This is a genomic window from Microbacterium hydrocarbonoxydans, from assembly GCF_011752045.1.
Classification (GTDB): domain Bacteria; phylum Actinomycetota; class Actinomycetes; order Actinomycetales; family Microbacteriaceae; genus Microbacterium.
The window spans coordinates 254861-266872 of sequence record NZ_JAAKXW010000003.1; the positions used below are offsets into that span (position 1 = coordinate 254861).

Below are 12012 nucleotides of genomic sequence, written 5' to 3' on the forward strand. Positions count from 1 at the left end.
ACCAGGCGCCGCCGTCCACAACTCCTCAAGAACGGGCCTCCCGGCGCCGGATCACCGGCGTCACGACGCGAAGGCCGCCGGTTCTGAGGAATTGTGAACGCGGCGAGTAGGGGATGATCGAAGGATGCTCCTCGACCCCGCAGCGCTCTCCGACGGATCCGATGCGGATGCCGTCTACACGGCGTTCGTCGAGTGGGCGGAGTCGACGGGCATCACGCTGTACCCGGCGCAGGACGAGGCGGTCATCGAGATCGTCTCGGGCAACAACCTGATCCTGTCGACGCCGACCGGCACGGGGAAGTCGCTGGTCGCGGTGGCCGCGCACTTCGCCGCCCTCGTGGGCGGACGCCGCACGTACTACACCGCCCCGATCAAGGCCCTGGTCAGCGAGAAGTTCTTCGCCCTCGTCGACATCTTCGGCGCGGCGAACGTCGGCATGATCACCGGCGACTCCTCGGTGAACGCGGACGCGCCGATCATCTGCTGCACAGCCGAGATCCTCGCGAACCTCGCACTGCGACAGGGGACGGATGCCGAGGTCGGCCAGGTCGTCATGGACGAGTTCCACTTCTACGCCGACCCCGACCGCGGCTGGGCGTGGCAGGTGCCGCTGCTGGAACTGGCGCAGGCGCAGTTCATCCTCATGTCGGCGACGCTCGGCGACGTCACCGAGCTCTCCGCCGACCTCGCGCGGCGGACGGGCCGGGACACGGCATCCGTCACCGGCGTCGAGCGCCCGGTGCCGCTGCACTTCTTCTACGAGCTGACCCCGATCCACGAGACCATCGACGACCTGCTGAACACCGGGCAGGCTCCGGTCTACATCGTGCACTTCTCGCAGGCGGCCGCCATGGAGCGTGCGCAGGCGCTGTCGAGCACCAAGGTCGCGACCCGCGAACAGCGTGACGAGATCGCCGAGCTCATCGGAGGCTTCCGGTTCACCACCGCGTTCGGCAAGACCCTGTCGCGGTTCCTGCGCGCCGGGATCGGCGTGCACCACGCGGGGATGCTGCCGAAGTACCGCCGGCTCGTCGAGCAGCTCGCCCAGCGGGGGCTGCTGCGGGTGATCTGCGGCACGGACACCCTCGGCGTCGGCATCAACGTGCCCATCCGCACCGTGCTGCTCACGGCTCTCACGAAGTTCGACGGCACCCGGATGCGGCAGCTGAACGCCCGCGAGTTCCACCAGGTCGCGGGGCGGGCGGGCCGCGCGGGATACGACACCGCCGGCACGGTGGTCGCCCAGGCGCCGGAGCACGAGACCGAGAACGCGGCCGCCATCAGGAAGGCCGGCGACGACCCGAAGAAGAAGCGCAAGATCGTCCGCAAGAAGGCACCCGACGGCTTCGTCTCCTGGGGCGAGCCGTCGTTCCGCAGGCTCATCGACGCCGAGCCGGAGACCCTCACCTCGCACATGCAGATCACGAGCGCCATGATGCTGAACGTCATCGCCCGCGGCGGCGACGTGTTCGGCAACATGCGCCGGCTCATCTACGAGAACCACGAATCGCGGCAGCGGCAGCGCGAGCTGGCGCTGCGCGCGATCGGCATCTACCGCACGCTCCTCGAGTCCGGGGTCGTGGAGCAGACGCCTGCCGGTGAGATCCGCCTCACCGTCGACCTGCAGCCCAACTTCGCTCTCAACCAGCCGCTGTCGCCGTTCGCCCTCGCCGCGTTCGAGCTGCTCGACCCCGACGCTCCGTCTTTCGCGCTCGACATGATCTCGATCGTGGAGTCGACCCTCGACGATCCGCGCGCCGTGCTGGGACAGCAGGAGTTCCTCGCCCGCGGCGAGGCCGTGGCCGCGATGAAGCAGGAAGGGATCGAATACGAGGAGCGGATGGAGCTGCTCGAGCAGATCACCTATCCGAAGCCGCTCGACGAGCTGCTCAGCGCCGCGTTCGAGACGTTCAGCGCGGCCCAGCCGTGGATCCGCGACTTCGAACTGCACCCGAAGTCGGTGGTCCGCGACATGTACGAGCGGGCCATGTCGTTCGGGGAATATGTCGCCCACTACCGGATCGCCCGGTCCGAGGGCGTGGTGCTGCGCTACCTCTCCGACGCCTACCGCGCGGCCTCGCAGACCATCCCGGAGGAGCTCAAGAACGACGACCTGCGCGACCTCATCGAGTGGCTCGGCGAGCTCGTGCGTCAGGTCGACTCCAGCCTGCTCGACGAGTGGGAGGAGCTCGTCTCGGGCGTCATCCCGGCCCACGGATCGGAGGAGCCGATCGTCCCGCCGGCGCCCAAGCGACTCACCTCCAACGTGCGGGCCTTCCGCATCCTCGTGCGCAACGAGCTGTTCCGTCGCGTGCAGCTCGCCGCCAGGGAGGACGTGGATGCTCTCGCCGAGCTCGACCCGCACTTCGGCGCCGACGGCTGGAACGCCGCGCTCGACGCGTACTTCGCCGAGCACGACGAGATCCTCACCGGCGCGGATGCTCGCAGCTCGCAGCTGCTCCTCATCACCGAAGGAGCGAACGAGTGGACCGTCCGGCAGATCCTCGACGACCCCGCCGGCGACCACGACTGGGGGATCTCGGCGACGGTCGACCTCGCGGCATCCGACGAAGAGGGCGCTGCCATGGTCACGGTGACCGGCGTCGACCGGCTGTAGACCGCGACCGAATCACTCGGCCCGCGCGGGAACTCACCGTGCGGCACCGGGGACGACGGCCGCACGCACGAGACGGTCGACGAGGTCCTCGTACGACACCCCGGCCGCCGCGAACATGCGCGGCACCTGCGACGCGGCCGTCATGCCGGGCATCGTGTTGACCTCGTTCAGCACCGGCCCCTCGCTCGTGAGGAAGAAGTCCATCCGGGCTATGCCGGCGCACCCGAGAGCGTCGAACATCGCCACGGCTGCACGCTTGAGCACCGCACCCTCCGTGGCGGTGAGCGCCGCCGGCACGGTGAACCGGGCGCTGCCGTCGTACTTCGTCGCCGTGTCGAAGAGACCTGCCGCGTGGATCTCGAGCGCCGGCGCAGCCCAGCGGATGCCGCCCGCCTCGCGGATCACCGCCACGTCGATCTCACGTCCGTGCAGCACCTCCTCGACGAGAATCCGGTCGTCGTGCGCGGCCGCCTCCTCCAGGGCGCCGAGCAGGTCCCCGGCGTCCTGCACGAGCGTCACGCCGTGGCTCGACCCCGCCGACACCGGCTTCACCACCACGGGTCCGTCGTATTCGACGTCGCCGATGGCGGATGCCGCCACCAGGCGCCCCCGCGCGGTGCGGATGCCGACAGCCTCTGCCACGAGCTTCGTCGCCCACTTGTCCATCCCGATCGCCCCGGCGCGCAGGTCGGAGCCGACCACCCGCACACCCGCGAGTGCACAGAGTGCGGCGAGCGCGCCGTCCTCCCCGAGCAGTCCATGCACTGCAGGGAATACGACCTCGATATCCGCCAGGAGCGACAGCGCCTGCGCGAGCGACTCCGCAGCGGACGCCGGCGGCGGAGCATCCGGCACCTGCCACATCCCCTCGCGCGAGATCGTGACCTCGCTCACCTCATGCCCTCCCGCACGCAGTGCCGCCGCGACGGCGGAAGCCGAGGCGAGCGAGACGTCGTGCTCGGAGTTCTGCCCTCCGCCGATCACCAGCACCCTGGTCATGCGACGCTCCTCCGCACTCGCGGACCGATGTGCGTGACGATCGTGTGCGGGATGCTGCCCGCCCACCGTGCCCAGTCCTGCACGGTCGGCACCGCGCCGCCGTCCGGCCCGAACACCGTGACCGTCGTGCCCCGCGGATACGCGGTATCGCCCGTGTCGACGATGATCTGGTCCATCGACACCCTGCCGACCACCGGATGCCGCGCCCCGCCGATCTCGACCGCGGCGCCCTGCGCCAGCTCGCGCGGGATGCCGTCGGCGTAGCCGACCCCCACCACGCACAGGTACGTCTCCCCTGTCGTGACGTGTGTGCCGTCGTAGCCGATCGGCGTGCCCGCGGGCACGAGCCGGGAGTGCACGACCGAGGCGGTGAGCCGCGACGCGCCCATGAGCACGGTCGACTCCGACGGATCGATGCCGACCAGCCCCGCACCCACGCGCACCATGTCGAAGTGCGTCGACGGATCGTTGAGCGCGCCGGAGGTCGCGGCGAGATGCACGGCCAGCGGGCCGAACCCGGCGCGCAGCACCGCATCGCGCGCCTGCCGCATCCGCAGCACGGCGGGGGCGTTCGCGCGCGGGGAGCCCTCGTCGGCGCGGGGCAGATGCCCCATCACCCCGACGACCTCGATGCGACCCCGCCCGGCCCGGGCGACGCGCAGCAGCTCCGCCCAGTCCTCCAGCGGGCACCCGCCCCGCGACATCCCGGTGTCCATGTGCAGGTGCACCCGCACGGGCGCATCCGCATCGGCGATCAACTGGCAGAGCTCCTCCACCGACCCGACGGCGATGTCGACGCGCAGCGCCGCCGCCTGCGCGGCATCCACCCCCGCGGGGTTCAGCCAGGCGAGGATCGGCACGTCGATGCCGGCCGCGCGCAGCGGCGCGGCGTCGGCGGCATCCGTGATCCCCAGCCAGGTCGCCCCGGCGGCGACCGCGGCCTGCGCCACCGTCACGGCGCCGTGCCCGTACCCGTCGGCCTTCACCACGGCCATGATCCGGGCGTCCGTCTCCTTGCGGATCCGGGCGACGTTCGCAGCGACGGCAGAGGGGATCGCGTGCAAGGTGGGCGGGTGCATCCGGGAGAGCGTCAGCCGCTCGGCGATCAGGGCGCTCACTGCGAGATCCTCGGGTCGGCGGTCGGGTCCTCGTACATGGGCGGGCATCCGTTCGCGACGGCGGCGGGCCGCAGCTCGTAGTGCCAGCGCTCGTTGGCGTAGATCTGGCACAGGCCGTAGGCCGCGCCGTGCCGCGACATCCAGTCCTGCCCCGCCAGCGGGCCGAGATCGACCGCGTCGCCCGACACGTGCTCCGACTTCTCCGGCGTGGCCACCCAGCGAGCGGCCTCCTCGGCGGACCCGTACTTCTCGACGGCATCCGCGAGCAGCACCTCCTGGTAGGCGGGCGACCGCCAGCCGCTGTTCACGTGCAGGCGGATGCCGTCCTCCTCGGCGGCCACCGCCGCGGCGCGCAGCGCGGTGAGGAGTTCGGGGTCGAGGTTCGACACGGCCGGGGTGTCGGCGAAGACGGAGACGGCGTCGTGCTCGCTGATCATCCCGTCGGCCTCGCTCACCGGGGCGAGGGAGCTGCGGTCGGCGGCCGAGGCGGGGCTCAGCGACTGCTGGCCGACGACGACGATCGCGGCGAGGATGAGGGCGGCGAGCAGCGCGACACCGATCGTGGCGGTGAGTCGTCGCTGTCTGAAGGCGCGGCGTGTGTTCATGGTTCCAGTGAAGGAAGACGACTGTTGCGACGGCGTATGCGGTTTTCCATATGCTCGCGATATGCGCGGGTGCGTATGCTCGGAACCCATGAGAGTGCTGATCGTCGAGGACGAGCCCTACCTCGCCGAGGCCGTGCGCGACGGTCTGCGCCTCGAGGCGATCGCGGCCGACATCGCGGGAGACGGCGACACCGCCCTCGAGCTGCTGAGCGTGAACGCCTACGACATCGCCGTGCTCGACCGCGACATCCCGGGCCCCTCCGGCGACGACGTGGCGCGCTCGATCGTGGACTCGGGCAGCGGCATCCCGATCCTCATGCTCACCGCCGCCGATCGCCTCGACGACAAGGCGACCGGGTTCGAGATCGGCGCCGACGACTACCTCACCAAGCCCTTCGAGCTGCGCGAGCTCGTGCTGCGCCTGCGCGCCCTCGACCGTCGCCGGCAGCGCGCCCGCCCGCCGGTGCTCGAGCTCGCCGGGCTCCGGCTCGATCCGTTCCGCCGGGAGGTCTACCGCGACGGCCGCTACGTCGCCCTCACGCGCAAGCAGTTCGCGGTGCTGGAGGTGCTCGTCGACGCCGGGGGTGGCGTCGTCAGCGCGGAGGAACTGCTCGAGCGCGCCTGGGACGAGAACGCCGACCCGTTCACGAACGCGGTGCGGATCACCGTCTCGTCGCTGCGCAAGCGCCTGGGCGAACCGTGGCTGATCCTCACAGTGCCCGGCGTCGGCTACCGGATCGGGACGGATGCCGATGTGGCGAGCGCCGGAGCGGGGACGGATGCCGATGACTAGGCGCCGCGGCATGAGCGCGCGGATGAAGCTCACGCTGAGCTATGCGGCCGTGGTCGTCATCTCGGGGGCGCTGCTGCTCGCCGCCGTCGCCCTGTGGCTGCTGCGGTACGTGCCGGACACGGCGGACTTCTTCCCCAACCGCTCCGATCTGACCAGGGCCTTCGTTCCGGTGGCGTTCATCGTGATGCTCGTACTGCTCGCGATCGGGCTCGGCGGCGGCTGGGTCCTCGCCGGGCGGATGCTGGCGCCCCTCGACCGCATCGGCCATGCCGCGCAGCTCGCCGCGCAGGGGTCGCTGTCGCACCGGGTGTCGCTGGAGGGTCCGCGTGACGAGTTCCGCGACCTCGCCGACGTGTTCGACTCCATGCTCGAGCAGCTCGAGGCGAACATGGCGGAGCAGCAGCGGTTCGCGGCGAACGCCTCGCACGAGCTGCGCACGCCCCTCGCGATCTCGCAGACCATGCTCGAGGTGGCGCGCACCGACCCCGACCGCGACGTCGACGCCCTGATCGGCCGGCTGCAGGAGGTCAACGCGAGGGCGATCGAGCTCACCGAAGCCCTCCTGATGCTCAGCCGTGCCGAGCGACGGGCGTTCGCGCGCGAGCCGGTCGAGCTCTCACTCCTCGCCGAGGAGGCCGTGGAGACGCTCACCCCGCTCGCCGACCACCGCGGGGTGGGCGTCGACGTGGGCGGCGACACGGCGCACGTGATCGGCTCCGCCGCACTCCTGCAGCAGCTGATCGCGAACCTCGTGCACAACGGGATCGTGCACAATCTGCCTGCGGGCGGGCTCGTCGCGGTGCGCACGCACTCCCGCCCGGAGGCGGTCGCCCTGGTCGTGGAGAACACCGGCCCCGAATTGCCCGCCCACGTGGTGGCGACGCTGGCCGAGCCGTTCCAGCGCGGTGCCGAGCGGACCCGCGACGTCGATCACGCCGGCGTCGGGCTCGGTCTCGCGATCGTGCAGCGCATCGCGCAGGCTCACGAGGGCTCCCTCGTGCTCACGCCCAGGGCGGGTGGCGGCCTGAACGTGACGGTGTGGCTGCCGCATCCGTTCCCGTCAGCCCTCCGGCACGGAGACGCTCGGCCCGTCGCCTGACGCGCCCGCTCCGCGCAGAAGCCTGCCTGCGACGGCGACCGCCGCACGTCGGACCTCGTCGCCCTCGAGCACCTCGAACTCGATGCCCGACAACCCGATGTACAGCGCGAACTCCTCCGCCGAGCGCGAGCCGCTCGTGAGGATGCTCGTCCCGTCGCCTGCATCGACGACCTCGGCCACCGTGGCATCGAAGTGGCGGGCGACCTCCGCGGCCGGCGCCATCATCCGCAACCGGGCGCGGTACGGGTACGGAGCGCTCGCGATGCTCCTCGTCGTGAAGCGGCGCAGAGCGTCGTCCGGGATGTCGCGCTCAGGGAACTCCTCGCGGAGGATGACCGGGCGTCGCATCCGGTCCACACGAAGAGTGCGCCACTCCCCGCGATCGGCGTCCAGCGCGACCAGATACCAGCGATCGGCCGTGTGCACGATGCGGTGCGGTTCGAGCATCCGGCGCACGTCGACTCCGTCGTGCCGGGTGTAGTCGATCTGAAGTCTTCTGCGTTCAGCGATGGCGGTCGCGACCGTCGTGACGAGGGCGATGTCGATGTCGTCATGGCGCGTGGTCAGCGGCACCATCGCCTGCTCCACCTCCGCGATGTGCCGGCGCGTGGAGGGGGACAGCGACTGCTCGAGCTTCGCGAGCGCGCGGGCCGATGCGTCCTCCATGCCGGTCACCACCGAGGTCGCGGCGGCGCGCAGGCCGACGGCGATGGCCACCGACTCGTCGACGGACAGGGCCAGCGGCGGAACGGCCGCGCCGACACCGAGCCGGTAGCCGCCGTGTCGTCCCCGCGTGGCCTCGATGCCGTAGCCGAGTTCCCGGAGGTCGTCGATGTCGCGCCGCAGGGTGCGTTCGCTGACCTCGAGCCGCTCGCGCAGCTCGGCACCGCTCCAGGCGCGGCGCGACTGCAGCAGCGCGAGGAGATCCAGGGTCCGTCCGGTGGTGCGGGTCATGTCTCGATCCTTCTTCGCTATCAGGACATATTGTGACCGCTGAGGGGAGGAGAGTGAAGACATGAACACGACGCAGATGGACCCCCGCATCCGCCCCTTCCGCATCGCCGTCCCGGAAGCGGTCGTCGACGATCTTCGGCGTCGCCTGGCGAGCGCCCGCCTGCCCGAGCCCCTGCCGGAGGACTCGTGGGACGACGGCATCCCGTCATCCGTGCTGCGGGAGCTCGTCCGCGGATGGACGGCGCACGACTGGCGGGCGACGGAGCAGCGCCTGAACGCACTGCCTCAGATCGTCACCGAGATCGACGGCCAGACCGTCCACGCGGTGTACGTGCGCTCCGCCCACCCCGGTGCGACGCCGCTGCTCCTGCTGCACGGCTGGCCCGGCTCGTTCCTCGAGTTCGAGGATCTCATCGGCCCGCTCACCGACCCCACGTCTCACGGCGGCGACGCCGCCGACGCCTTCGACGTGATCATCCCCTCACATCCGGGGTTCGGCTTCTCGACGCCGCTGTCGTCCGGTCCCTGGCCGGTGGAGCGCGTCGCCTCGCTCCACCTCGAGCTCATGTCACGGCTCGGCTACGACCGGTTCGCCGTCCAGGGCGGCGACTACGGGGCCGCCGTCGCACCCGCCATCGGCCGGATGGCCCCCGAGCGGGTCATCGGCGTGCACGCGAACGGCTCGCTCGGCACCTTCGCAGGCGAGGTCGACGAGGAGACGGCCGCGTCGCTGACGCCTCTCGAACGCGACCGCCTGCGCCGGATCGCCGAGTTCATGCAGCGCGAGTTCGGCTACATCTCCATCCAGTCGACGCGACCGGGCCTCATCGGCGCCATGACCGCCGACAGCCCGCTCGGGCAGATCGCCTGGATCTACGACAAGCTGCAGGCCTGGACCCACCCCGCCGAAGCGGACGCCCTGCGCATCCTCGGGGAGCGCTTCGTCTTCGACAACGCGTCCCTGTACTGGCTGACCGGCTGCGCCGGCTCCGCGGCATCCGTCGTCTACGCGCAGCCCCCGCAGTGGGGCGTCCGCAAGGAGAAGTCCGGCGTCCCCTCCGCGGTGATCGCCTTCGCGCACGACGTGGGGCTCCGTGTCGTGGAGGAGCAGGAGAACGACGTCGTCCGCTGGACCGACGTCGAGGGGCGCGGCGGGCACTTCGCCGCCCTGGAGGAGCCGGAACTGCTGGTCGCCGACGTGCGCGAGTTCTTCCGCGCACTGGACGGTCCGCGCTGACCGCGCGTCACCGGCCGCCGCGGCGTCTAGTCTGTCGGCGTGAGCGATGCACTGGACGACGGCCCCTTCTTCCACGGCACGAAGGCCGATCTCGCCCCGGGCGACCTGCTGACCGCGGGCTTCCGGTCGAACTACCGGCCGGAGGTGGTCATGAACCACATCTACTTCACGGCCCTGCGCGACGGCGCGGGCCTGGCCGCGGAGCTCGCCGCCGGCGACGGCGAGCCCCGGGTCTATCTCGTCGAGCCGACCGGTCCCTTCGAGAACGACCCGAACGTGACCGACAAGAAGTTCCCCGGCAACCCGACCCGCTCCTACCGCAGCGCCGATTCGCTGCGCGTGGTCGAGGAGGTCACCGACTGGACCCGCCTCACTCCCGAGGCGCTGCAGGAGTGGCGTGGCCGGATCGCGGCTCTCCGAGCGGACGAGCGGGGCGAGATCATCAACTGACGGGCGGGGCGCCAGTCACCCGGCCGCCGAGACCGCCGCGGTCGAGGCACGCGGGATGAGCGTGGGAAGCGCGCGGGTCATGGTGCCGACGGGGGCCTCCAGGAGGTCGAGAGCACTGGCCGCGATCTGGTCGAACGCGGTGCGCACCGAGGTCAGCGGAACCGGAAGCATCGCCGCGAGCGGGATGTCGTTGTAGCCCACGATCGAGACGTCCGCTCCCACGTCCAGTCCTGCCGCCCTCGCCGCAGCGACGACGCCGATGGCGAGGTTGTCGTTGGCGGCGAAGACCGCGGTCGGACGTGTCGACGGATCGGAGAACAACAGCGCCCCTGCCGCATTGCCTGACTCGATGCCGTAGCCGGTGGAGATCACGTGATGCTCGGGGACGTCGATGCCGGCCTCGTCGAACGCCCTGCGGGCTCCTGCCAGCCGGGCACGCGCGCTCGAGGTGAACCACGGGCCGGTGATGACCGCGATGTCGCGATGGCCGAGATCGACGAGGTGACGCGCTGCGAAGTACCCGCCCTCCTCATCGTCGCCGAGGGCCGAGGGACTGACGCCGTCGGTGCGAAGCACGAGTGCGTGGGGCACACGTCGCTCGCGGAGCGAGGCGGGGAGGGTGTCGTCCAGCCGTGCGGTGGCGAGGACGAGTCCGTCCACGTTGCGGTCGAGCAGCGTCTCGGTGGCCCGGCGCTCGTCGGCGGGATCGTCGCCGCAGGTCGCGACCACGGCGAAGGTTCCCCGACTGCGCGCCGCCCGCTCGATCGCCTCGAACATCAGCGCCATGACGTTGTCGGTGAGGCGGGGCACGAGCACGCCGATGCTTCCGGTCGCGCCCCGCCGCAGCCCCGAGGCGAACATGTTCCGGCGGTAGCCGAGTTCGTCGGCCACCTGTCGCACCCGGTCTGCGGTCTGCGATCGCGACGGCCGGGTCCGATCGTCGAGGATGCGGCTCACGGTGGAGATGCTGACCCCGGATGCCGCCGCGACGTCCTTGAGCGTGACCACGCGTCGCTCGTGCTGCTCCTCCGCCACGGCGCCTCCTCGAACTCGCTGCGATCCGGGTGTTGACATCGCCCGGCATCCCGATCATACTTGCAATCGTTCCTGCAAACGTTCCCGCGAACGTTTGCACATCAGCGAAGACGTGAACTCGGCAACGATGCCCGACCGAAAGGAAACGATCATGACTCTCGACCTCCGCGGCCTCAACCCCGCCCCCGTCACCCCGTTCACCGAGGACGGCGATGTCGACTACGACGCCATCCAGCGCCTCGGCTCCTGGCTCGGCTCGATCGACGGAGTGAAGAGCCTCGTCGTCCTCGGCCACGCCGGGGAGGGGACCTTCCTCACCGAAGAGGAGCAGCTCGACGTCATCCGCGCCTTCGTCGCCTCCACCGACGGCCGCGTCCCGGTCATCGCCGGCATCACCAAGGAGGGCAACAAGACCGCCGCCCTCGAGGCGAAGGCCGCCGTCGAGGCCGGGGCCGCAGCCGGTCTCGTCTACCCGTCGCACGGCTGGCTGCGCTTCGGCTACCAGCAGGGCGCGCCGCAGTCGCGCTACCGGGAGATCCACGAGGAGTCCGGCCTGCCGCTCATCCTCTTCCAGTACCCCGACAACACGAAGGCCACCTACGATCTCGACACGCAGCTGGAGATCGCCGGCCAGGAGGGCGTGTTCGCCACCAAGAACGGCGTGCGCAACATGCGCCGCTGGTACACCGAGATCCCCGCGCTGCGCGCCGCATATCCTGACCTGCAGATCCTCTCCTGCCACGACGAGTACCTCCTGCCGACGATGTTCGACGTCGACGGCCTGCTCGTCGGTTACGGCAACATCGCGCCGGAGCCGCTCATCGAGCTGATCGCCGCCGGCAAGGCGCGCGACTACGAGGCGGCGCACGCCATCCACGAGCGCCTGCTCCCCGTGACGCAGAACGTGTACCACCGCGGCTCGCACATGGAGGGCACCGTCGCCCTGAAGTGGGGGCTCGTGCAGCGCGGCATCCTCGAGCACGCGACCGTGCGCACCCCGCTCCTTCCGCTTCCGGACGGGGCGGATGCCGAGATCGCGGCCGCCTTCGCCCTCGCCGGCCTCGGCAAGGTCGCGGTCCCCGCGTGACCCCGCGGCGGGGCGGCC

11 protein-coding genes are annotated in these 12012 nt (G+C 71.0%); 6 read left to right on the plus strand and 5 right to left on the minus strand.

Annotated features, from left to right (window positions below; genetic code table 11):
* The first annotated feature begins 124 nt into the window (after positions 1-124).
* Positions 125-2617, plus strand: a complete 2493-nt coding sequence (locus tag G6G98_RS12210) for a DEAD/DEAH box helicase (RefSeq protein WP_164234160.1) — start codon at positions 125-127, stop codon at positions 2615-2617.
* A 33-nt stretch (positions 2618-2650) separates the two neighbouring features.
* On the opposite strand, the gene G6G98_RS12215 is transcribed toward G6G98_RS12210, so the two are convergent.
* From G6G98_RS12215 to G6G98_RS12225, 3 genes are read right to left on the minus strand one after another with little or no spacing between them, the layout of a single operon-like run.
* Positions 2651-3616 (minus strand): D-alanine--D-alanine ligase family protein, encoded by a 966-nt coding sequence (locus G6G98_RS12215; protein ID WP_164234159.1) that lies wholly within the window; start codon positions 3614-3616, stop codon positions 2651-2653.
* Positions 3613-4734: an alanine racemase gene (gene alr, locus G6G98_RS12220; RefSeq protein ID WP_243842115.1), complete on the minus strand. Its 1122-nt coding sequence runs from the start codon at positions 4732-4734 to the stop codon at positions 3613-3615. Before alr ends, G6G98_RS12215 begins: the two co-directional genes overlap by 4 nt.
* Positions 4731-5339, minus strand: coding sequence for a M15 family metallopeptidase (locus G6G98_RS12225; RefSeq protein WP_164234158.1), 609 nt, complete (start codon positions 5337-5339; stop codon positions 4731-4733). Before G6G98_RS12225 ends, alr begins: the two co-directional genes overlap by 4 nt.
* An 88-nt stretch (positions 5340-5427) precedes the next feature.
* On the opposite strand from G6G98_RS12225, the gene G6G98_RS12230 reads away from it, so the two are divergent.
* Positions 5428-6132 carry a response regulator transcription factor gene (locus G6G98_RS12230; RefSeq protein ID WP_067356380.1) on the plus strand — a complete coding sequence of 235 codons (705 nt, stop codon included), beginning with the start codon at positions 5428-5430 and terminating at the stop codon, positions 6130-6132.
* 10 nt (positions 6133-6142) lie between these two features.
* Complete coding sequence (locus G6G98_RS12235) at positions 6143-7231, plus strand: sensor histidine kinase (RefSeq protein ID WP_164234157.1); 1089 nt, start codon at positions 6143-6145, stop codon at positions 7229-7231.
* Here the strand turns inward: G6G98_RS12235 and G6G98_RS12240 are convergent.
* Positions 7193-8185 carry a helix-turn-helix transcriptional regulator gene (locus G6G98_RS12240; protein WP_164234156.1) on the minus strand — a complete coding sequence of 331 codons (993 nt, stop codon included), beginning with the start codon at positions 8183-8185 and terminating at the stop codon, positions 7193-7195. The genes G6G98_RS12235 and G6G98_RS12240 overlap by 39 nt on opposite strands.
* Positions 8186-8246: 61 nt before the next feature.
* On the opposite strand from G6G98_RS12240, the gene G6G98_RS12245 reads away from it, so the two are divergent.
* Together G6G98_RS12245 and arr are read left to right on the plus strand one after the other, a co-directional pair.
* A complete protein-coding gene (locus G6G98_RS12245) occupies positions 8247-9422 on the plus strand; it encodes an epoxide hydrolase family protein (RefSeq protein WP_243842116.1) in 1176 nt (391 codons plus the stop codon).
* Between the two features lie 39 nt (positions 9423-9461).
* Complete coding sequence (gene arr, locus G6G98_RS12250) at positions 9462-9872, plus strand: NAD(+)--rifampin ADP-ribosyltransferase (RefSeq protein WP_164234155.1); 411 nt, start codon at positions 9462-9464, stop codon at positions 9870-9872.
* 15 nt (positions 9873-9887) lie between these two features.
* On the opposite strand, the gene G6G98_RS12255 is transcribed toward arr, so the two are convergent.
* On the minus strand, positions 9888-10907 hold the full coding sequence (locus tag G6G98_RS12255) for a LacI family DNA-binding transcriptional regulator (protein WP_243842117.1): 1020 nt from the start codon (positions 10905-10907) through the stop codon (positions 9888-9890).
* Positions 10908-11058: 151 nt separating this feature from the next.
* Between G6G98_RS12255 and G6G98_RS12260 the strand changes: the two genes are divergently transcribed.
* Positions 11059-11994, plus strand: coding sequence for a dihydrodipicolinate synthase family protein (locus tag G6G98_RS12260; RefSeq protein ID WP_208321483.1), 936 nt, complete (start codon positions 11059-11061; stop codon positions 11992-11994).
* Positions 11995-12012: the final 18 nt, after the last annotated feature.

Excerpts from the sequence above, each read along its gene's own strand:
- G6G98_RS12210 (WP_164234160.1), top strand. The coding sequence starts at position 125 with ATGCTCCTCGACCCCGCAGCGCTCTCCGACGGATCCGATGCGGATGCC.
- G6G98_RS12215 (WP_164234159.1), bottom strand. The coding sequence starts at position 3,616 with ATGACCAGGGTGCTGGTGATCGGCGGAGGGCAGAACTCCGAGCACGAC.
- G6G98_RS12225 (WP_164234158.1), bottom strand. The coding sequence starts at position 5,339 with ATGAACACACGCCGCGCCTTCAGACAGCGACGACTCACCGCCACGATC.
- G6G98_RS12230 (WP_067356380.1), top strand. The coding sequence starts at position 5,428 with ATGAGAGTGCTGATCGTCGAGGACGAGCCCTACCTCGCCGAGGCCGTG.
- G6G98_RS12235 (WP_164234157.1), top strand. The coding sequence starts at position 6,143 with ATGAGCGCGCGGATGAAGCTCACGCTGAGCTATGCGGCCGTGGTCGTC.
- G6G98_RS12240 (WP_164234156.1), bottom strand. The coding sequence starts at position 8,185 with ATGACCCGCACCACCGGACGGACCCTGGATCTCCTCGCGCTGCTGCAG.
- G6G98_RS12245 (WP_243842116.1), top strand. The coding sequence starts at position 8,247 with ATGAACACGACGCAGATGGACCCCCGCATCCGCCCCTTCCGCATCGCC.
- G6G98_RS12260 (WP_208321483.1), top strand. The coding sequence starts at position 11,059 with ATGACTCTCGACCTCCGCGGCCTCAACCCCGCCCCCGTCACCCCGTTC.